The 20957-nt window shown below is 61.5% G+C and carries 17 protein-coding genes; 10 read left to right on the top strand and 7 right to left on the bottom strand.

From position 1 onward, the window contains the following. Positions 1–27 precede the first annotated feature (27 nt). The 4 genes from BI364_RS06585 to BI364_RS06570 are packed head-to-tail and all read left to right on the top strand — an operon-like array spanning position 28 to position 5048. Positions 28–1080 carry an efflux RND transporter periplasmic adaptor subunit gene (locus tag BI364_RS06585; RefSeq protein WP_156782643.1) on the top strand — a complete coding sequence of 351 codons (1053 nt, stop codon included), beginning with the start codon at positions 28–30 and terminating at the stop codon, positions 1078–1080. Continuing rightward, on the top strand, positions 1077–2807 hold the full coding sequence (locus tag BI364_RS06580; protein ID WP_070078051.1) for an ATP-binding cassette domain-containing protein: 1731 nt from the start codon (positions 1077–1079) through the stop codon (positions 2805–2807). Before BI364_RS06585 ends, BI364_RS06580 begins: the two co-directional genes overlap by 4 nt. Then, entirely contained in the window at positions 2797–3936 is a 1140-nt protein-coding gene (locus tag BI364_RS06575) for an ABC transporter permease (RefSeq protein ID WP_083251203.1), read from the top strand. The genes BI364_RS06580 and BI364_RS06575 overlap by 11 nt, the downstream gene beginning before the upstream one ends. A gap of 2 nt (positions 3937–3938) precedes the next feature. Beyond that, positions 3939–5048 carry an ABC transporter permease gene (locus tag BI364_RS06570; protein ID WP_070078050.1) on the top strand — a complete coding sequence of 370 codons (1110 nt, stop codon included), beginning with the start codon at positions 3939–3941 and terminating at the stop codon, positions 5046–5048. Between the two features lie 29 nt (positions 5049–5077). On the opposite strand, the gene BI364_RS06565 is transcribed toward BI364_RS06570, so the two are convergent. Both BI364_RS06565 and BI364_RS06560 read right to left on the bottom strand, forming a co-directional pair. After that, a complete protein-coding gene (locus tag BI364_RS06565) occupies positions 5078–6601 on the bottom strand; it encodes a sensor domain-containing diguanylate cyclase (protein WP_070078049.1) in 1524 nt (507 codons plus the stop codon). Positions 6602–6902: 301 nt separating this feature from the next. Next, positions 6903–7412 (bottom strand): DsrE family protein, encoded by a 510-nt coding sequence (locus tag BI364_RS06560; protein WP_197495915.1) that lies wholly within the window; start codon positions 7410–7412, stop codon positions 6903–6905. A 251-nt stretch (positions 7413–7663) separates the two neighbouring features. Between BI364_RS06560 and BI364_RS06555 the strand changes: the two genes are divergently transcribed. Further along, a complete protein-coding gene (locus BI364_RS06555; RefSeq protein WP_070078047.1) occupies positions 7664–8722 on the top strand; it encodes a malate dehydrogenase in 1059 nt (352 codons plus the stop codon). After that, entirely contained in the window at positions 8719–9168 is a 450-nt protein-coding gene (locus BI364_RS06550; RefSeq protein WP_070078046.1) for an ACT domain-containing protein, read from the top strand. The genes BI364_RS06555 and BI364_RS06550 overlap by 4 nt, the downstream gene beginning before the upstream one ends. Here the strand turns inward: BI364_RS06550 and tsaB are convergent. The 4 genes from tsaB to mrcB are packed head-to-tail and all read right to left on the bottom strand — an operon-like array spanning position 9165 to position 14539. Next, a complete protein-coding gene (gene tsaB / locus BI364_RS06545; protein ID WP_070078045.1) occupies positions 9165–9845 on the bottom strand; it encodes a tRNA (adenosine(37)-N6)-threonylcarbamoyltransferase complex dimerization subunit type 1 TsaB in 681 nt (226 codons plus the stop codon). The genes BI364_RS06550 and tsaB overlap by 4 nt on opposite strands. After that, on the bottom strand, positions 9842–11830 hold the full coding sequence (locus tag BI364_RS06540; RefSeq protein WP_322111772.1) for an ATP-dependent DNA helicase: 1989 nt from the start codon (positions 11828–11830) through the stop codon (positions 9842–9844). Before BI364_RS06540 ends, tsaB begins: the two co-directional genes overlap by 4 nt. Further along, the gene (locus tag BI364_RS06535; RefSeq protein ID WP_083251201.1) at positions 11808–12296 is read right to left on the bottom strand and encodes a hypothetical protein; all 489 of its coding nucleotides are present in this window, start codon (positions 12294–12296) and stop codon (positions 11808–11810) included. Before BI364_RS06535 ends, BI364_RS06540 begins: the two co-directional genes overlap by 23 nt. Then, complete coding sequence (gene mrcB, locus BI364_RS06530; protein ID WP_233279592.1) at positions 12293–14539, bottom strand: penicillin-binding protein 1B; 2247 nt, start codon at positions 14537–14539, stop codon at positions 12293–12295. Before mrcB ends, BI364_RS06535 begins: the two co-directional genes overlap by 4 nt. 165 nt (positions 14540–14704) lie before the next feature. On the opposite strand from mrcB, the gene BI364_RS06525 reads away from it, so the two are divergent. Together BI364_RS06525 and BI364_RS06520 are read left to right on the top strand one after the other, a co-directional pair. Further along, the gene (locus tag BI364_RS06525) at positions 14705–16255 is read left to right on the top strand and encodes a bifunctional aminoglycoside phosphotransferase/ATP-binding protein (protein ID WP_070078043.1); all 1551 of its coding nucleotides are present in this window, start codon (positions 14705–14707) and stop codon (positions 16253–16255) included. A 65-nt stretch (positions 16256–16320) separates the two neighbouring features. Further along, entirely contained in the window at positions 16321–16821 is a 501-nt protein-coding gene (locus BI364_RS06520; RefSeq protein ID WP_070078042.1) for a C40 family peptidase, read from the top strand. A 20-nt stretch (positions 16822–16841) separates the two neighbouring features. Here the strand turns inward: BI364_RS06520 and BI364_RS06515 are convergent, their stop codons facing one another. Beyond that, positions 16842–18368 carry a SulP family inorganic anion transporter gene (locus BI364_RS06515; protein WP_233279591.1) on the bottom strand — a complete coding sequence of 509 codons (1527 nt, stop codon included), beginning with the start codon at positions 18366–18368 and terminating at the stop codon, positions 16842–16844. A 291-nt stretch (positions 18369–18659) separates the two neighbouring features. Between BI364_RS06515 and BI364_RS06510 the strand changes: the two genes are divergently transcribed. Together BI364_RS06510 and BI364_RS06505 are read left to right on the top strand one after the other, a co-directional pair. Beyond that, a complete protein-coding gene (locus tag BI364_RS06510) occupies positions 18660–19520 on the top strand; it encodes a phosphate/phosphite/phosphonate ABC transporter substrate-binding protein (RefSeq protein ID WP_070078041.1) in 861 nt (286 codons plus the stop codon). Positions 19521–19523: 3 nt separating this feature from the next. Then, complete coding sequence (locus BI364_RS06505) at positions 19524–20954, top strand: sensor histidine kinase (protein ID WP_070078040.1); 1431 nt, start codon at positions 19524–19526, stop codon at positions 20952–20954. Positions 20955–20957: the final 3 nt, after the last annotated feature.

The raw sequence follows: 20957 nt of genomic DNA, 5'->3' as shown, positions 1-20957 counted from the left end.
CCGTACCCGATCACTTGGAGCCATGATATGCCCGCGATTCGAGCCATGCGATGGGGAGTGATCCTCGCACTGTTGCTCCTGGTGGTTATCGCACTATTCGTCATCAAAACCTATGAGCATCCCTCCGCTGCACAAGAGGGGCTCACGCTCTACGGCAACGTCGATATCCGAGAAGTACAGCTCGCCTTCAACGATGAGGGCCGCATCCAGAACCTGTCCGCCCTCGAAGGTCAGGCCGTACGGCAGGGCGAGGTGCTCGGCACCCTGGACGACCGTCGCTATCGGCTCGCGGTGGATCGCGCGCACGCGCTGGTGCAAGAGGCCGACGCCCACCTCAACAGTCTGCTCGCCGGTAGCCGTCACGAAGACATTGCCAAACTCAAGGCGGAGGTCGCCTCCTCCAAATCAACCCTGCAGCTGCGCAAAAGCACTTACGATCGTATCGTCCGCCTGGCTCGCCAAAAGGCCAGTCCGCCTCAGGATCTGGACACCGCTCGTGCCGCCTACCAAGCGGCCACCGCCCAACTCCAGGCGCTGCAGGCCTCTCTGAACCTGGCGCTCGCAGGTCCGCGTACGGAGACGATCAGCGCCGCCAGAGCCACCTTGAACGCCGCCATGGCGGGCGAAGCGCTCGCCCAGCAGCAGCTCACCGACACGCGCCTGTTGGCGCCGGCGGATGGCATCATCCGTACCCGTATTCTTGAGCCCGGCGACATGGCCTCGCCACAACAACCCGTTTATGCACTCGCACTGACCCGGCCACTCTGGGTACGGGCCTACGTGGACGAACCCAACCTCGGCCAGGTGCATCCGGGACAGACGGCATGGGTCAGCAGCGACAGCTTCCCAGGCAAGCGATTCAAGGCCTGGGTCGGCTATATTTCACCTACCGCCGAATTCACGCCCAAGACGGTTGAAACCCCACAATTACGGACTTCCCTCGTCTATCAGGTCAGGGTATTCGTCTGTAATCCGGATAACCAGCTCCGCCTCGGCATGCCCACAACGGTACATATCCTACCCGGCGCACCCAGCGTGAGCAGTCACGGCGACCCGTGCCAGCAATCGGCCAAACCTTGAATGCCGAAGAGGCGCTCTCGCTGGTCGGCGTGAGCAAGCGCTTCATCTCCGGCGGCCAAATCGTCGAAGCCCTGCGCGACATCAAGCTGCAACTGCCGCGCGGGCGCATTATCGGCCTAATCGGCCCAGACGGTGCCGGCAAGACTACCCTGATGCGTCTGCTCGCAGGACTGCTCAGACCAGATGCGGGACAGATCCGAGTGCTCGGCATCGACGTCGTTCGCGACCCGCTCACCGTACAGGCAACGATCGGCTACATGCCACAACGTTTCGGCCTCTACGAAGATCTGACGGTCGCCGAAAACCTGCAACTCTATGCCGAATTGCAAGGCGTGCCCGAACAGGCGCGCGCCGCGCGTAACGAAGAGCTGCTCGGCATGACCGGGCTGACGCCCTTCATGCAGCGGCTCGCCGGCAAGCTGTCGGGCGGTATGAAACAGAAACTGGGGTTGGCCTGTACCCTGCTGCGCCCACCCGCGCTGCTGCTGCTCGATGAACCCACCGTGGGCGTGGACCCCGTTTCCCGCCGCGAACTCTGGGCCATCGTATACAAGCTGGTGGAAACTCACGGCATGAGCATGCTGTTGTCCACTGCCTATCTGGACGAAGCCGAGCGCTGCGCAGAAGTCGTCCTGCTGCACGAAGGGCAAATACTCGGACAGGGAACACCCCAGAGCTTCAGCGACCAGCTCAAGGACCGTACCTTCCTCGTACAACGCCCTAATATGCTTAGGCGTCACCTGCAGGTCATGCTGCAAAGGCGCGAGGATGTCATCGATGCCGTCATCGAGCGCGATGGCGTGCGGGTCATTATGGCGCAAGGATACAGACCGCCGATAATTCCCGATGCTAGCTGGGAACCGATTCCTCCCCGCTTCGAAGACGCCTTCATTGAACGTCTGAGCCGTGGCCGGAAGGCCGTGAGTCAACTACCCATACCGAATCTCCAATCCAAGCAGCAAACCCATGATGCCGTGATCTCGGTCAGTGGGCTCACCCGTCGCTTCGGTGACTTTTATGCGGTTCGCGGAATCGATTTCGAAGTGCATAGAGGGGAAATATTCGGTCTCCTCGGCGCCAATGGCGCAGGCAAGTCCACAACTTTTCGCATGCTCTGCGGGTTACTCCCGCCCAGCGGGGGGCGGCTTGCGGTTGCCGGCCTGAACCTGAGGCATGCGGCAGCCGAAGCGCGTGCACGCATCGGTTATATGGCCCAACGCTTCTCCCTCTACGGGGAACTGAGCGTGATGCAAAATCTTCGGTTTTTCGCACGCAGCTATGGCCTGAGCGGAAACAGGCAACGGACACGCATCGACTGGGCCATTGAGGATTTCCGCCTGGATAATTGGCGGCAGGCCTCGGCGCGTGACCTGCCATTGGGTTACAAACAGCGTCTGGCAATGGCCTGCGCCCTGATGCACGAACCCGATATTCTGTTTCTCGACGAACCCACCTCGGGCGTCGACCCGCTGGAGCGACGCGCCTTCTGGGCACGGATCAACGCACTCGCCGACAGCGGTGTAACCATTATGGTGACCACCCATTTCATGGACGAAGCGGAATACTGCGACCGCCTGATCATCATGGCGCAGGGTGGCATTCTGACTGCCGGGACGCCGCAGGCGATCCGCGCCCGTGCAGCGACGCCTCAACACCCGCAACCGAGCATGGAAGACGCCTTTATTACCCTCACCCAATTAACCGCAGGGCACCGCGATGGCGCCTGAAAGCAGACGCTCGCAACGACGCATGCACCTGCGCGGCCTGATCCGTAAGGAAAGCCTGCAGATTCTGCGCGACCCGTCGAGCATCGCGATCGCCTTTCTGATGCCGATCGTGCTACTGCTGCTGTTTGGCTACGGCGTTTCCCTCGACGCCAATCACGTGCCGATCGGTTTCGTGACCGGAGCGGCTACGCCACAGTCGGAAAGCCTCGTCGGCGCCTTCCGCCATTCCGCGTATTTCAAACCCACCCAGTACGCAAACATGGCGCGCGCGCGCGAGGCGCTGATGGCGCACCGCATCGATGCCATCGTGCACCTCCAGGACGACTTTCCAGCGCGTCTGCTGACCCATCGCCCACTTGCCATACAGCTCATCGTCAACGGCGTGGACGCCAATAAGGCGCGTATCGTCCAAGGTTACGTCGGCGCCACCGTACAGGACTGGCTGACCCGCTACCAGCAGATCCATGGCCGGGAATCGAGCATGCCGGTCACCCTGATACCCAGGATCTGGTTCAACAGCGAGGTACGCAGTCGCGACTATCTCGTACCCGGACTGGTGGCCGTCATCATGACGTTGATCGGCGCGCTGCTCACCGCCCTCGTCATGGCTCGGGAATGGGAGCGCGGCACGCTGGAAGCGCTCATGGTCACGCCCGTCAACCTGCGCGAAATCCTGTTGGGCAAGCTGATCCCCTACTTCATCCTCGGCATGGGCGGCATGGTCCTCTCGCTGGTCATGGCATTATGGTTGTTCAACGTACCGCTTCGCGGCAGCCTGATCGTTTTGGTGTTCTGCGCAGCGCTCTTCCTGTTGGCCGCACTCGGCATGGGATTGCTCATTTCCGTGATTGCCCGCAACCAGTTCGTCGCTGCGCTGGTGGCCATCATCACGACCTTTCTACCGGCCTTTCTGCTCTCGGGTTTCATCTTCGACATCAACAGCATGCCGAATTGGCTGCAGTGGCTCACCCATTTGGTCGCGGCCCGCTACTTCGTCGCCATCCTGCAAACCCTGTTTCTCGCCGGCAACGTCTGGTCCGTCATTTTGCCCAATGCCCTGGCCCTGGCGATCATGGCGACATTTTTCATCGGCGTGAGTCGACTGCGCATGAATAAGCGGCTGGAGTGAGCATGTGGAATCGGATTCTGGCCCTGGTCATCAAGGAATTTCTGACGCTTCTGCGCGATCCTAGGGAACGTGCGCTTATCGTCATTCCACCACTGATTCAGCTGATCGTATTCAGCTATGCGGCCACCTTTGACCTGAATCATGTGAAGTTGGCCGTATATGACCAGGATGGGGGACATGCGGCCCAGATGCTGATCGCACGCTTTAGCGGTTCGCCGAATTTCCAGATCGTCGCCCGACCTCACAATCACGCCGCGCTGGCGCGCCTGGTCGACAGCGAACAAGCCCTCATGGTACTCAACATCGGCGCAGATTTTTCGCGCAAACTGCTCAGCGGACGACCAGCCGATGTGCAACTCATCATCGATGGGCGCAATTCGAATACCGCATTGATCGCCCTGAACTACGCTCGCGGCATTGTCGACACCTTCAATCGCGACTGGTTGCGAACGCATGCGCACGCACAAATGCCGCTCCGACTCGTGACACGTGCTTGGTTCAATCCGAATCTCGAAAGCCGGTGGTTCATCGTCCCCGGCATTGTGGGTCTGCTGATGATGGTGGTCGTGATGATGGTCACCGCTCTATCCGTAGCGCGCGAACGTGAACAAGGGACCTTCGATCAATTACTGGTCACGCCACTTCGCCCCATTGAAATCCTCATCGGCAAGGCCCTTCCCGGCCTGCTCATCGGACTGTTCGAGGCGACTCTGATCGTGATCGTCGCGATCGTATGGTTCGGTGTGCCGCTGCGTGGCCATCTGTTGACCCTCTATACCGGTCTGTTCCTGTTCCTGCTCTCGGCCAGTGGCGTGGGGCTGATGATTTCCTCGCTAGCGACCACGCTGCAACAGGCGCTGCTGGGCGCCTTCATGTTCCTGGTACCGGGCGTGATTCTCTCTGGCTTCGCCACCCCCATCGCCAATATGCCGCTGGCCGTGCAATACATCACCCTGCTCGACCCCCTGCGCTATTTCATGGCCGTGTTGCGCGGCGTCTTTCTCGAAGGTGCCTCATTCTCACTGCTATGGAATCAGTTCTGGCCGATGGCGTTGATTGGCGTGGGCTGCCTGGCCGGTGCCGGCTGGCTGTTCAGGCACCGCTCGACCTGAAACATCGCTGGGAGCTTTGATATCCGTACTCAATCCTCGGCTCGGCGATAGATTACCGTGCGATTGCGCCCTTCGCGTTTAGCCGCGTAGAGCGCGCGGTCGGCTGCTCGGATCAGCTCCTCCGGCGTGCCGAACTCGCTATCGGCCAAATTGCCCGAGAAGGTGGCCAGACCCAGAGAGGTCGTGACCACGATATCGGCGCCGTCGGCCCGATGTATCTCGGCGGCCACCGTCCTACGCAAGCGTTCCAGAAGATCGAAGGCCTTGATCTCCTCGGTTCCGGGAAACACCAGCACGAATTCCTCGCCGCCGTAACGCGCCGCAATGTCCGCTTGACGTACCTGTGCCTGCAAAACCCGCGATACGGTGATCAGCACCTGATCGCCAATCTGGTGTCCATAGGTATCGTTGATCCGCTTGAAATGGTCGAGATCGACGAATCCCAGCGACAAGGGCCAGCCACCGGCAATGGCTGCATGGAATTCCTGTTCAAGTACTTGATTGAGTCGGGCACGATTGAGCAGGCCCGTCAGTGGATCGATATAGGCGCGCGCCTCAAGCTGACGGTTCCGCGACTCCAGCATCTCCGTGCGTTGTTTATATTCGGACGCCTCCTGGAGGGTGCGGAGATTGCGTAACACCAAAACCTCGCGTGCCTCATCGATCAGATACGATGCGCGATCCTCGTTGAGGACAAGCTCCACCTCGAACAACCCGGCGTAATGCGGGAGCACCTCATCCATATGAGCGATAACGGCCTCGCAGGCGGCCTGATCCAGACCCAATACCACATGGGCCTGATCAGCAAATCGCTCATCCAGCGTATCGACCCGATCGGAGTGAATCCAGCGGTCGGATAACAAACCGGATAGATAGACACAACAGGCAATGCCAGAAGGCTGCGCAGCCTTGCTACTCAGGGTCAGATCGTGGCTACCGGCAACCGCGCGCCAGGCACACTCAGGCAAGCGCCAATTTTCCAGCAGAGCCGCTCCCACCACCGCATGGTCGAAGCCAAAGGCCTGACGCTCGGCCAACACCAGCGCCTCATGACTGTCGCACGCGACAAGCATGTCTGCATAACTTTCCGTATGGGCCTTCTCCAGTACCAGCATGCCGATATCTTGAAGCAATGCGCCGACAAAACATTTGCTTGCCTCGTTGATATGCGCCTGTTCGGCGATCACGCGCGCCCCTACTGCAGCGAGCAGCGAGCGTCGCCAGTAGGCCAGCTTGTCAAGCGGGCCAGCGTCGGATTCGGGGGCCAGCGAAAACGACAGTGCCAACGTCAGTGCCGCATTGAAGCCCAGCACGCTAATCGCCTGTCGGAGATTGTCGACCTGGCGACGCATCGCATAAAGTGGCGAGTTCGCGGCCTTGAGCAACTTGGCGCTGAGTACCGGGTCATTGGCCACCACCTCGGTGATTTCGCCAATACCGGCATAGGGATCCTCACCGAGTTCCAGCACACGCAAGGCTACCGAAGGCAACGTCGGCAGCTTGTTCACACGACCCAGCAAAGCAGCCAGAGCGGGAGCAACATCATGGTCCATGATTATTTATGGCTCGTTATCAGGACACTCCGTGACGGTCTGGCGGGGTACCCAGTCATCAGGATCGACCTTTATATATAACCCGAGTACGTTTCAAAACCTTGCCAGAATACGTGCGCAAATGCAGGTACTCCAAGCCTGACAGGCCTGGCCGGCTTATCGACCCCATTGCGGAGTTTACAAGGTTTTTAGTGCCAAGCTAACGCGAAATTGTGGCGTTGGCCCAGATCGGGGAGCTCGTCATGGGATGCATGTCGGAACCGCCCCCGCCCGGCGATTCCGACATAACAGCGGATAACGTTCAGCGATTGCTGATATAGGCAAAGCCCTGCATCTGCTTTTTGGTCAATTGCAGAATGCCGGCCGGTACGATTTTCATGTACGGGTAGATGTCGTCGGCCTTGACGTGCAGGCTATACATCGAATTGTGACAGACGCGAAACTGCACACCCTGCTCGTGCAGTGCCTGGAACTGCGCACTGTAACTACTGTATTCCTGCTTCCATTGATCCGCCGTCAGCACCGCCCGGCCGTACAGCACGATCTGAATCTCGTAACGGTAGCCCTTGCTCTTGAGATAGCGTACCGTCGCTGCGGTATTGATCAGTGATTCCTTGAGCTGGGCACCTGGATTTGCCACACCGAACACCAGCTTGACCGGCTGATGCGATTTGAAGAAACCACCGTAGTTCATATCGGGTGTGATAGGCACCGATTCGATACCGGGGAACTCCGGCAAATTATCAGCACGCGCGACGGTGGCCACGACCAAGGTGAAGCCCAGAAGGGCCATGGATACGAACAGCTTCATGACATTCTCCATCGGTGGGTAAGGCCGGGCGGTTTATCTAACGACCGGCATAGCTTAAAGACGCCCGGTGAACGGGCTTATTCCAGTGAGTCAATTCATCGCTGCGCACGATTTTGGCGCGCGCGCCCTGAAAACAAGCACCTGCAGCGCACCCTCCACCGCCGAGATCTCATTCGGCACCCGCCCACTGACTTCCCAGCTTGGCCCGCATATTGCTATATAGCGGACCTGTCGCAAGGGGGCGCATCAAAATGAATATCGCCGTGATTGGGGCCACCGGCCTCACCGGACACCAGGTCGTGGTACAACTCATACTCAAGGGGCTTGTCGGTCCTATGGATCGTGTCCAACTGGTCGGGCGACCGCCTGCCGAAGCCCGCCTTCGCGGCATGGTAGCCGATATTCGCGATGCCTTCTTCGAAGCGGCACCCGAGCTCGACATTACCTTGTCGCCAGAGGAAATCGCAGCGGAAGTCATCGTATTTGCCGCTGGCGTCACCCTGCCAACGGATAGTCGCACGCCCATGACGCGCGACGCACTGGCAATCGCCAACCGCACCTTGTTCGAAACCTACGCGCAGGCAATCGCACGTCACGGCCACGGTCATGAACTGGTCATCGTGGTCAGTAATCCGGTGGAGCTGGGCGTGTCGATCTTCGCTCATCACTTGGGCAGACGTCGTGTCTTCGGCATGGGCGCCTATCAGGACACCCTCCGCTTTCGACGCGAAATCGCTGGCGAACTCGGGCTCGCACGTCAACGCGTGGAGGCCTATATGCTCGGCGAGCATGGCAGCGGTCTTGTACCCACTTGGTCATCACTACGCTTGCACGGTTTCGACCCGGAGGAAACCGATCAGCTGCGTAGGCGACTGCGCCGTGGCCTTACGTCTGCCGGTTACCCCGATACCCTTGCAAATGAGACGAAGGGCATACGTGCACTGATCGAGGCAGGCGATCTGGGCGAGGCATTTCGCCATATCGGCACGCTGCCCGCCGACCTGCGGGTCGGGCTCGGCCCCTTCGCCACACACTATTCGGGCGCCAAAACCGCCGTCGCCACGGCCAACGCCACCGTCGACATGCTGCGTGTAGTGCTTTCAGGGCATCAAACCGTGATGGCTGCCCAGGTGGCCCTCAAGGGCGAATGGCTTGGACTCGACACCGTGATCGGGGTACCTGTACTGGTCGGCCATCAGGGTTGGGTGACGGTCAATCCGCTACCGCTCGACGACGACGAACATGCCCAACTCTGCGCCGTGGGTCGCGGTGTCACCGATAAATTGCGTGAATGGGAGGCCGCAGCATGAGCACGATCCGCTGGGTACTGCGCATACGCGTGGAGGACCGCACTGGCGTATTGGCGCGGATCAGCGCTGTCTGCACCTATTGGGCGATTTCCCTGCAGCTTGTGCAGAACAGCGAGACCGAGCAACCGGGTGAAGCCGCCATCCTGCTTGGATTCGCCGCCTCTGAGCGCAAGGCGAAGCTGCTGATGCGACATCTGCGCCGCCTGGAGTCGGTCCGCGAAATCGTTCTGCTACCGCACGACGAACCCACGCTACGAGCCACCACGACCATTCAGCTGACCGATGGTGCCCATCCGCACTGCCCGGCCGATGTCGACGTACATGCGCTAAACGCCGAGGGCCGTTATCTGCTGATTGGTTCCTTGTATTCGGTGGAAACCTGTCTGAACGAACTACGCCACCGCGGATTGCTACACAGTGCCGGGCGCGCTCTGATCGCGCTCTAACCGCGTTCCGCTATGGTCTGCGCCACGCGATTACGTAGATAAACCGGTTGCGCACCTTCAGCCGGCACGGCAAGACCTGCAGCGAAGTCGCGCGCGGCCAGCCGCAAAGCGTGGCGCGCGCGCGGCAACGCGAGGCTATCGACGACCTCGACACCCACCCATCCGGACAAGGCATCTGCATAAGCGGCGAACCCCGGTCCAACGCCGACCCAGTGCCCTGCCTCGGGCAGATACGCCGCGGAAGGCGGTAACACCGCCTCCTCGCCAGCCAGTACCGCCAAACCCTGCGCATCGGCTTTGAAGCCTCCCCAGTAAAGCTCACCCATGCGCGCATCCAGCGCCGCAATCACGGCCGCATGCCCTTTTTCGATCCAGGGTTGGGCCAGCATCGCCAGCGTGGATACCGGAACAACCGGGCGATCGGCGGAAAATGCCAACCCCTGCACCACACCAGCGGCGATACGCAGACCGGTAAAGGCACCCGGCCCGCGGCCAAGCACCAAGGCATCGAGATCAACCAGCCCGATACCCGCCTCCGCAAGCAGTTCCGAAACCATCGGCAATACCAGCTTGGTATGCTCGCGAGGCGCCACCTGATGCCGTTCGAGTACCGCCTCACCCAGCCCGAGAGCCACCGAGCAGGCATCGGTTGATGTATCGATGGCGAGCAATTTCACTGACAGATCTCCGCTTGAACCGGATCGCTCGCGGCAAAAAAAGCCTGCACCGCCTCGATCCGGCGCACCATCGGTGCCGGTGGCAGGCTGTTGAGAAATACCCGTCCATAACTCATCTGTCCGAGCCGAGGATCGCAGAGCACGAGTACCCCGCGATCATGGCTGTCACGGATCAGCCGGCCGATACCCTGTTTGAAGGCGATCACCGCACGCGGCAAATGCTGTTCACGAAAGGGATTGCCGCCACGCGCAGTGATCGCCTCCGCGCGCGCCTTGAGCAATGGGTCATCGGGCGCGGCGAAGGGCAGACGATCGAGGACCACACACGACAGGGCCGCCCCCTGTACATCGACGCCTTCCCAGAAACTCTGTGCGCCCAGAAGCACCGCGTTACCCGCCTCGCGGAAGCGCTCGATCAGCTCGCGTCGCGAGGCACTACCCTGTACCAGCAAGGGCCGCTCGCCCAAGTCCTGCAGCAGGCCGGCGGCAATCTGCAACGCCCGGTGACTGGTAAATAGGATGAAGGTCCCGCCCGGATTCGCATCGATCACCGGTCTGACGGCACGCACCATGGCCTCGGTATAATGCGGCGCATTAGGCGCCGGCAACCCCTCGGGGCGATAAATACAGGCCTGACGAGCAAAGTCGTAAGGGCTACCCAGTCTCAGGGTCTTCGACTGGCCCAGACCGAGTTGGGCGGTAAAGTGGCGGAAATCCTCGCCAATGGCCAGCGTCGCCGAGGTGAAGATCCAGGCTGCCGGATAGCGCGCCTTGTGTTTGGCGAAGGTGCCGGCGATATCCAGCGGTGTGAGATTGAGCGCGAAGCTGCGCTGATAGGTCTCATACCAACGGATCACGGCATCATCCGGCTCAAGAAACAACTCGATACGCTCGTGCAGCGCCTGGGCACGCCGCGCCAAGGCTTGCAACGCCTTGCCGCGTTCGGCTATCTGCTCCAGACCCGCCTGTAAAACTGCGAGGGCCTCGATCACGGCCGACAACCCCGCGTTCGCCTCCTCTCCGGCAATCGCATCCCAGCCGCCACGCTGCCCCTCGGTGCCGAGCAAGGCACGCAGACCACGCACGGCATATTCGAGCGCCTGGGCGCGCTCGCGCAGCTCCGGTTGATCGGAAGCCTCGGCCAGCTGCGCGGCGATCGCGTCGCGGGCCAGCTCTGACAGTTGGCGGCTGCCCACGCTCATACCGAAAAACTGGGTCGCGACTTCCGGCAGCTGGTGCGCCTCGTCGAGGATGAAGGCATTGGCGCTCGGCAGAATCTCCCCCACGCCCTCTTCCTTAAGCGCCAGATCGGCACAAAACAAATGATGGTTGATCACCACCACATCCGCTTCCTGCGCCCGCCGACGCGCCTGCACGACGTGGCATTCGCTGTAATCGGGGCATTCCTGCCCGAGGCAGTTATCGGCGGTTGAAGTCACGCGCGACCAGACCAGAGCCTCCTCCGGCACGCTAGCCAGTTCGGCGATATCGCCATCGCGCGTGCGATGCGACCAGGACTGGATGCGTTGCACGTCGCCGGCATCGGCATTGCCCTGCCCCGCACTGAAGTCGGCGTACTGCTTGAGCCGGTAGAGGCACAGGTAGTTCGCCCGCCCCTTGAGCAGGCAGGCATCCACTTCCCGCCTCAGGACACCGCGCACCACCGGCAGATCCTTGCGAAAGAGTTGATCCTGAAGGTTCTTGGTGCCGGTGGAAACAATGACCTTGCCGCCACTGGCTACCGCCGGAAGCAAGTAACCCAGGGTCTTGCCGACGCCCGTCCCGGCCTCAACCACCAGTGTTTCGTTCTCGCTCAGCGCTTCGGCCACGGCCTCCGCCATCGTCCGCTGCTGCGGTCGAGGCACGAAGCCTGGCATCGCGGCGGCCAACGCTCCATTCGCCTCGAACAGGGCACCGACTGTCTGACGCAGCGCTTCTGACGTTACGGCCTGCACAACGGCCTCAAGGTCTGAGTGTGGCGGCACGGCGCGTGGCCTCCTCGGCACCTCGGCGATCACCCAGGGCCACACGCGCGGCGGCGATCATGCGCCAGTTGATGCGCCGGATAGCCACATCTTCGCCGGCCAGCGCATTCGATTTGTGCGCCAGTGCCTCAACCTGTCTGTAGTGCCCCTGGCTGTAACGCACCGCCGCCAACCGCTGCCACAACAGCGCGCTGTGGGGTGCGATGTTGAGTCCCCGTTCAAGATCGCGCGCGGCTACTCCCCAGTCGCGCCGATCGGCTGCTCGATCGGCATCCCGTGCCAGAGCCAACGCCGCGGGCGGTAATGCGGCCGGTGCTGCCGCTGACTGTGGTGTGCGCATACCGCCCGGGGGGGCGCGTTCCGCTGGCGGGAGCGCAGGCGGCTGCCCTGTCCTGAGCGTAGGCGTCGCGCAACCGCCCAACAGGGTCAGTGCCGACAGCATCACCACGATTCTGGTATTTCTCATTGCATCAATCCCTTGAACCATTCGATAGCCTGGCGTAATGCGCCTGCCCGACACTGAGCTTCACCGCTCGGCACGCTACCCTTGACGAAGGGCATCCATTCGGCACCCGGACAAGTCGCGGCAAGGCGCTGCCCACTCACGGGGTCGATAGTTTGCCATTCGACATCGGTCGGTTGGGTCATCTGTAATGGCGAGGCGTGTATAGCGCCCATGATACCCGCCCACAGTGGCAGCGCGCCGGTCGATCCTGTCAGTCCGGTCGGTTGATTGTCGTCGCGTCCCACCCAGACCACGGTGACTTCGCGCCCACCGAAACCTGCAAACCAGCTGTCGCGCAGGTCATTCGTGGTACCCGTCTTGCCCGCCAGCGCCAGGCCCGGCAACAAGGTCTGCAACGATGCCGCCGTGCCCCTGCGCGTGACTTCGTGCAGCGCTGCGATCAGCAGATAGTCGGACTTGCCGTCGGCCACCTGCTCGATGTGCAGAGGATAGCGCTGAAGCTTCTCACCACGGGGATTGACCACCGTCTGAATCGCGCGCAGTGGTGCCCGGTAACCGCCTGCGGCGATGGTCTGGTACATCTGCGCCATCTCGATCGGCGGTACGGCGGCAGCTCCCAGTAAGGCGGCTGGATAGGCGTCGATGGGCTGTGTGATACCCAGCCGATGGGCCATGTCGATGACCTTGCCAAGGCCGACCGAGAGGCCGAGGCGCACACTCGGGACGTTGTAGGAGTGGACCAGCGCATCCATCAACGTGACCTTGCCGTGGTATCGACGATCGTAGTTCACCGGCGACCATTGCTGACCGTTGCCGTAGGTGACGGTCAACGGGCTGTCGTCAAGCAACGTTGCAAGCGTATCCCGCTGAGGACGTTCGAGCGCCGCCAGATAGATGGCTGGCTTGAACAATGAACCGATCGAGCGACGGGAATCCAGGGCACGATTGAATCCGGCCACGTCACGACGCCCGCCAATCAGCGCCAGTACCTCGCCATCCGCAACCGAGGTAATCACGGCGGCGGCCTCCAGGGTGTCAGGGCGCAGGTCACGACCATGCTCGATACGCCGGAGCCCGGTGCTCACGGCCTGCTGCGCACGTAGCTGGACCAACGGACGCAAGGTGGTATAGATCAGCAGACCCTCGGTACGCAGGTCCTCGGCACGGTAGTCGCGGGCGAGCTGCGCCTCAACCAGATCGAGAAAGGCGGGAAACGGCGTGATCCCCGACACCGGTTCGGTCACCACGCCCAACGGACTCGCTTGCGCCGCCTGCGCTTGTGCGGGGCTGAGAAGGCCCGCCTCGGCCATTTCCGCGAGTACCAGATTGCGACGTTTGAGCGCACGCTGCGGATGCCGCCTAGGATCGTAATAGGTCGGTCCACGCACCATTGCCACCAGTAGGGCAACCTGGGCCGTGTCGAGCTGCTGCACCTGTCGATCGAAATAGAACTCGCTGGCCAGTCCCACGCCGTGTATCGCGCGACTGCCCTGCTGCCCCAGATAAACCTCGTTGAGGTAAGTTTCAAGGATTTCCGCTTTGCTGTAATGCGTCTCCAGCAGGACGGCCATGATCGCCTCGTTGAATTTGCGCCAGAGGCTACGTTGGTTGTTCAGGAAGAAATTCTTGACCAGTTGTTGCGTCAGCGTACTGCCGCCCTGCACGAAGCGCCGCGCGCGAATATCGGCCACCAATGCCCGCCCGATGGCCACCGGGTCGACGCCGTGGTGCTCGTAGAAACGCCGATCTTCCACCGCCACCAGCGCCTTGGGCAAGAGAGGCGGCATCTCGCTCATGCGCACCAGAATCCGGTCTTCGTGGCTACGCGGATAGATCTTGGCAATCAGCAACGGTGCCAAGCGGGCAAGCGCTACCGGCTGACCGCTCGTGGCATCGTCCAGCGAGGCAATACGTCCGCCGTCGAAACGCACGCGCAGCAAACGCGAAGGCTCGTTCCCATCCGGCGAATCGAAACCGCGGGTATGCACAAGATAACCGTCGCCCAAGACTTGATAGGTATGCGCCCGTGGCGCCCCTGAATGCGCGCTGTAGTGCAGCAGCGCGAGCGCCTGAGCAAGATCCGCCGACGACATACGTCGGCCAGCGTAAAGCTGCACCGGGCTTGCGAAGACACGCGCCGGCAGTTCGAAGCGCTTGTCTTCGAACTGGCTGACGATGACGTGATTGAGGTAGGCGACATAGCCCGCGCCAACCAGCAAAAAGAGAGCGGTTATCCCTGCCAACCAGCGCCTTCGGCGGTCCGGGCGGCGTTTAGCGCGAGCAGGTGAACGCCGGGGGGCTCGGGTGGAGGATCTGGCCATCGAAAGCGGGCTATGAGACGCGGGGTTTGTGGCCGCGAGGGGTTTTCATTATCCTTCGGTGTCCCCGATATCACAAGCAGGTCGCCCGTGGAACCATCTGATTTCAGCAATCTACTCAAGGGATTACAGAATCCTGCCGCTTATCCGCATCCTGTATCCACCATCCGCGTAATCGAGACGCACATTTCAGCCGTCCTACTCACCGGCGAATTCGCGTACAAGCTCAAGAAACCGCTCGACATGGGCTTCCTCGACTTTTCCACCCTTGCCCGTCGCAAGCACTTCTGTGAAGAGGAAATCAGACTCAATCGACGGCTTGCACCAGATCTGTATCTGGACAGCCTAGCCGTCACGGGCAGCCCGGAATCACCCGTGATCGGCGGTAGCGGCACGCCCATCGAATATCTGGTGCGCATGCGCCAGTTCGACCCCGATCAGCAGCTCGATCAACTACTCGCACGCGGCGAACTGACGGCCGCTCACATCGATGCGCTGATCGCACGTATCGCGGCCTTCCATGCACAGACCGCACAGGTCGACCTCGCCAGCCCGCTCGGTCAGCCCGAGGCCGTGTTCGCACCCATGCAGCAGAACTTCGATCAGCTACACCCATTGATCGACCAGCCCACACGTCGGGCGCAGCTTGAGCGACTCGAACGCTGGACCCGCGCCGAATACGACCGCCTCGCGCCACTCCTCGCCGAACGCCGCGAAAACGGCTGCATTCGTGAGTGTCATGGCGACATGCATCTGGGCAACATGGCCCGTATCGAAGGCGAAATCGCCATCTTCGACGGCATCGAATTCAACGATGACTTCCGTTGGATCGACGTTGCCAACGAAATCGCCTTTTTCGTGATGGACCTGGAAAGTCGCGGCGCCAGCGCGCTGGCGCATCGTGCGCTCAATGCTTGGGTAGAACTGAGCGGAGACCATCAGGCACTGCGCCTGATGCGCTTCTACCAAACCTACCGCGCGATGGTCCGCGCCAAGGTCGCCAGCATCCGGCTCGGCCAACCTGGATTGGCCGACACCGAGCGTGAAGCGGTGCTCGAAGCCTATCAACGCTACGCCGATCTCGCGGAGCACTACACCGCAGGCATGCACGGCGCCGTGCTCGTAACCCACGGCTTCGCCGGCGCGGGCAAAACCACGCTCAGCACTCAGGCAGTAGAGTTGATCGGCATGATTCGTCTACGCTCGGATGTCGAGCGCAAGCGCCTGCATGGACTCGCACCAGAGGCACGCAGCGGCTCGGGCATCGGCACCGGACTGTATGCCGAGGATGTGACCGAACGCACCTATGCCGCCCTGGAAGATCGCGCCGAACTCGCCCTTGATGGCGGCTTTCCCGTCGTAGTGGATGCGAGCTTTCTCGCGCGCCACCAGCGTAAGCGCTTCGCCGAACTCGCCGCGCGGCATGATCTGCCTTACCTGATACTCGACGTGCAGGCCCCCGAGCCCAGTCTGCGCGCACGTATCGAACAGCGTCAGGGCGATGCCTCCGAGGCCACCCCGGATGTGCTCGGATGGCAAATCGGGCATGCCGAGCCGCTGGACGCCGCCGAGCCCAGGATCGAGGTCCACCATCACGAACCGCTACCCACGGATGCATTGCGCACGCGCCTCGGGCTCTGAGGAGGCGTAACCGTGCTCGACCAGGGTTGCTAGACTCCGGGACATCACCGCCATTCGGATCACCCGTGACGCGACGTGCCCCGTTAGCAGCCTTTTCGTTACTCGCAGTCGCCCTACTCCTGGGCGGCTGCGCAACGACACCCCCGCTCAACATGCGCGCGGCGCCTTCGTCCACACCGCATGGGCACGGCGACCGCCAGCGCCTTGTCCGATTGTTGCACGAAGCCGTTGGCACACCCTACCGCTACGGTGGGGATACACCGCGTAGCGGATTCGATTGCAGCGGGCTGGTCTACTGGGCCAGTCGTGAGGCTGGATATGCCGGCGTTCCGCGCACGGTCCGGGAACAATATCGCCAGTTGCGCCACGTCCCGCTCAACCAGCTGCGCCCGGGAGACGTGCTGTTTTTCCGCTTTCGTCGGGGACCGCCTACGCACGATGGTATCTATATCGGCCACGGACGCTTCATCCACTCGCCCGCCACCGGCGACCACGTCAGTATTGAGCGCCTTAACAGCCGCTTCTGGTCGCGCCATCTGATCGCAGCAGCGCGACTGCCTCGCTAATCGCTGCCGGAGGACCGACGCTAGTTGATTTTGTCGTCGGCGACGCGGTAGTGCGGATCCTCGGCCACATTGAATTCGACCAGGTCGCGGGCCTTGTCGAGCAAGTCACGGCAATCAACGCTCAAATGGCGCAGGTAGAGCTTCTTGCCGTTGCGCTCGTAGCGCGCCGCCAAGGCGTCAATCGCCTCGATGGCTGAATGATCGACGATGCGTGCCTTGCGGAATTCGACGATAACCGTCTCCGGGTCTTCCCGAGGTGTAAACAAGGCATTGAATTGCGCCACCGAGGCGAAAAACAGCGTGCCCTCAAGCTCGTAGATCTTGTTGCCCTGTGCATCAAGCGCAATCTTGACCCGAATCTCCTTTGCGTGTTCCCAAGCAAAAACCAATGCGGCAACGACCACGCCCGCGGCCACTGCCACGGTGATGTCCACGAACACGGTGATACCCGCCACCAGTATGCCGATGAAGATATCGGCCACGGGCAGCTTGCCGAAGAAGCGCAGGCTGCTCCACTCGAAGGTCTTCTCGACCACAACGAACATCACGCCGACCAGCGCCGCGACCGGGATCTGTTCGATCAGCTTTGAAGCGAACAAGATGAACGAGATCAGGAAAATTGCAGTCGTAATCCCCGATAGGCGCCGGATCGCGCCGTTGCTGACGTTGATGATGCTCTCGCCCAGCATCGCGCATCCTCCCATCGCCCCGAAAAATCCGCAGGCGACGTTGCTGATCCCCTGGGCCAGCGATTCCTTATTGGGTTTCCCGCGCGTATCGGTCATCTCATCGATGAGGTTGAGCGTGAGCAGCGTTTCGACCAGCGCGTTGGCCGCCATAATCAATGAATAGGGAAAGATGATGGCCAGCGTATGCCATGTCCAGGGGACTTCGGGCAAATGAAAGCTTGGCAGCGAACCCGACAGTGAGGCGATATCACCCACGGTGACCGTTGGAATCTTGAAAATGACCACCAACGCAGTCACCACCAACACACCGGACAGCGTAGCTGGGATCGCGCGGGTCACGCGCGGCGTTAGGTAGATCACCAGCATGGCCAGCGCGACCAAACCGAGCATGATCAGCAGCGCACTGTCCGGCATCCACTGCTCGACACCCTGCGGTGTCTTGATTTTGAAGTGGTCGAGCTGGGCCAGGAAGATCACGATCGCCAAACCATTGATGAAGCCCAACATCACTGGGTGTGGGATCAGGCGTACGAACTTGCTCAGTTTGGCTACGGCGAACAGGATTTGCAGCAACCCCATGAGCACCACCGCCGCGAACAGGTATTCGACACCGTGCGACACCACCAGCGCGGTCATGACCACCGCGGTTGCCCCGCTCGCCCCGGAGACCATCCCCGGTCGCCCACCCCATATCGAGGTGATCAGCACGAGGATGAAGGCCGCGTAGAGCCCGGTCAGCGGCGAGACATGCGCGACCATGGCAAAGGCAATTGCCTCTGGCACGAGTGCCAAAGCGACCGTAATACCGCTCAGAACATTGATTTTCGTTTCTTCGAAGCGAGACAAGGTGGGAATCAAGCGTAATCTCCGGGGCAAATCCGATGGTCCGCGCGACATCGGCGCCGCACGGTATGTGATATGACGGGTATATGAGTGGTGTTCGGCGAGAGACCCGTCATCTGTCGGGTCTGGACATGAAACGTCGCGGCGCGCGTGTCGATCATTCTGCGCATCGGCACAAGGGCGCGTAGCTTACCGCATACGCGGTAGTCATTGAACCGGCGCAGACAGACACTTCGCATTGCGCACCGATAGGCCCACGTTATACCTTGATTTCGACTAAATTCACTCGTCCACCCAAGGTCAGTCATGAGCACAGCACCCAGCCCGCGTATGCCGCATCGACTGATCGGTGCCTGCTGCCTGCTCATCCTGCTGGCCCTCGCGCCACCTGGACAGGCACAGCCCCCGGTCCTGGCACAGCATGGACACTGGTTGCGCTTTGGCGTGCTGCCATTGCAAAGCCCGACCAAGCTGGCCGACATGTTCATACCGCTGGCCGAATACCTACAGCGTTCGTTGCACCGGCCGGTACAGTTCGTTACCGCCCCGAGCTTCTCGGTCTTCATGCAACGCGTGATGCATCACGACTACGACATCGTGTATCTGAATCCGCTGCTGTTCACCCAGGCCAAGCGGGCCGGTTATACCGCCGTCGTCAAGGTCCTCGGCGAACCCTTCACCGGTATCCTGGTGGTGCGCAAAGACAGCCCGCTCCACGGCATCGACCCCGCACAATGGCGGCGGGGACTGGTCATCGGCTTCCCCGATCCCCGTGCCTATGCGGCCACGGTAATGACACGCAGTTATTTACGCACGCACGGCGTCGACCTTGAGCGCTGTTGCAAGGTGCGCTACTTCGGCTCGCAGGACTCGGTGCTGATGGCCCTGAACTCCGGATTAGTCAACGTCGCCGGCACCTGGTGGCCATCGCTGCGCTCGATGCCTCGTGCAGTGCGCGGGAACCTGCGTGTGATCGCGGAAACCCCGCCGCAGCCGCAGATGCCCATCGCCGTGCTCGACACCCTGCCGTCCAAGCTGCGCGAGACTATCGCCGCCAGCCTGCTGGCCTTGCACGAACACCCGCACGACGACGACATACTCCGACATCTCGGCTTTCCGCAGGGCTTCATCCGCACCAGCGATGCCGAGTACAGACAGGTGAAATAAACCATGAAACCGGCAGCTGGCTGGACCTTGCGCAGCAGCGAACGCATTCCGTGGCTGTCGACGCTGCGCGTGCGCCTGATCCTGTCCGTGTCATTGGTCCACGTGATTCTGATGGGCGGATTCATCTGGGATGCCGTCAACGAACAATCGGCCGGAATCCGAGCCGAGCTGGAAAGTCGCGGGCATTCGCTGGTCAATCTGATGGCGGTAGCGAGCACCAATGCGCTGCTGTCCGAGGATCTGGCCTCGCTGGGAGAGGTCACCGCGCGGGTACGCCAGCAGCCGGATGTGGCCTACGGGTTGATCGTCGACGAGCGCGGTGAAGTGCTGGCCAGCACCTCGGGCAGCGATGTCGGCCGTTCGCTCGTCACGGTACGCCCCGATATCGCCCAGCGACATCCCCGACTCATGCGACTTGATGAACCGGTGCGCGTGGCGGGGCGTGTAGTCGGCACCGTCTACCTAGGCCTATCCACCGCCGGGATGCATCGTGAACTACAACGCATACGTAACGAGGGGTTACTGTTCATCCTCACCGCATTGCTCATTGGCGGCGGTGCCGCCTGGCTGCTGTCCTACGCCATCACGCGCAATCTGCATCGTCTGGGCACGGCCGTGCAGCGCATCGCAGATGGCGATCTCGGGGCTCGCGTGGATGTCCGCCGCCGCGACGAGGTCGGCGTGTTGGCCAAAGCCTTCAATGGCATGCTGGACTCCTTGCGTGAAACCTCGCAGGCCGTCGTACGTGAGCACGAGAAGCGCATGGATGCGGAGCGACTGGCCTGCGTCGGCGAGCTAGCTGCCAGCATCGCCCATGAAATCCGCAATCCGCTGGCGGCGGTGATCAACTCCGTCAGCCTCATAGGGCAATCGGAGCTGGACGCCGAGGACCAGATCAAGGTACGCCGGATACTCAACGACGAAGCGGGTCGTTTGCAGCGTATTCTCGAGAGCTTTCTCGACTTCTCGCGCGTCCGTGAATCCTGCCTCGAACGCCATGACCTGCTGGTGCTGATCGACGAAGTCGTCACACTGTTCGCCAACGACCCCGATGTCGCCGGTGATATCGAAATTGTCCGACGCATCGACACGCCGGCACACCTGGCGGTCTTCGACCAGGACCAGATGCGTCAAGTGTTGTGGAATCTGATGCGCAACGCCGTGCAGGCAATGGCAGGACATGGGCGCATCGTCGTCGCCCTCGAATCGTCTGGCGGGCACCGTCTGCGCCTTGCGATTGGCGACAACGGGGAGGGCATCGCCCCGGACCTGCTGGACAAGGTCAGGCGCCCGTTCGTGTCCGGCCGCAAGGGCGGCACTGGCCTCGGACTGGCCATTGTTCAGCGCATACTCATGCAACATGGGACCAGCCTGCACATGATCAGCCAACCCGGCAGGGGCACCGAGGTCGCATTCGAACTGGAGACGCTTTAGACC

Source organism: Acidihalobacter yilgarnensis, from assembly GCF_001753245.1.
GTDB lineage: Bacteria > Pseudomonadota > Gammaproteobacteria > DSM-5130 > Acidihalobacteraceae > Acidihalobacter > Acidihalobacter yilgarnensis.
The sequence above is the reverse complement of the archived record's forward strand: the minus strand, read 5'-3'. Positions and strand labels throughout refer to the sequence as shown.

Coding starts and splice junctions, on each gene's coding strand:
- BI364_RS06585 (WP_156782643.1), top strand. CDS start 28: ATGCCCGCGATTCGAGCCATGCGATGGGGAGTGATCCTCGCACTGTTG.
- BI364_RS06575 (WP_083251203.1), top strand. CDS start 2,797: ATGGCGCCTGAAAGCAGACGCTCGCAACGACGCATGCACCTGCGCGGC.
- BI364_RS06570 (WP_070078050.1), top strand. CDS start 3,939: ATGTGGAATCGGATTCTGGCCCTGGTCATCAAGGAATTTCTGACGCTT.
- BI364_RS06565 (WP_070078049.1), bottom strand. CDS start 6,601: ATGGACCATGATGTTGCTCCCGCTCTGGCTGCTTTGCTGGGTCGTGTG.
- BI364_RS06560 (WP_197495915.1), bottom strand. CDS start 7,412: ATGAAGCTGTTCGTATCCATGGCCCTTCTGGGCTTCACCTTGGTCGTG.
- BI364_RS06555 (WP_070078047.1), top strand. CDS start 7,664: ATGAATATCGCCGTGATTGGGGCCACCGGCCTCACCGGACACCAGGTC.
- BI364_RS06550 (WP_070078046.1), top strand. CDS start 8,719: ATGAGCACGATCCGCTGGGTACTGCGCATACGCGTGGAGGACCGCACT.
- BI364_RS06535 (WP_083251201.1), bottom strand. CDS start 12,296: ATGAGAAATACCAGAATCGTGGTGATGCTGTCGGCACTGACCCTGTTG.
- BI364_RS06510 (WP_070078041.1), top strand. CDS start 18,660: ATGAGCACAGCACCCAGCCCGCGTATGCCGCATCGACTGATCGGTGCC.
- BI364_RS06505 (WP_070078040.1), top strand. CDS start 19,524: ATGAAACCGGCAGCTGGCTGGACCTTGCGCAGCAGCGAACGCATTCCG.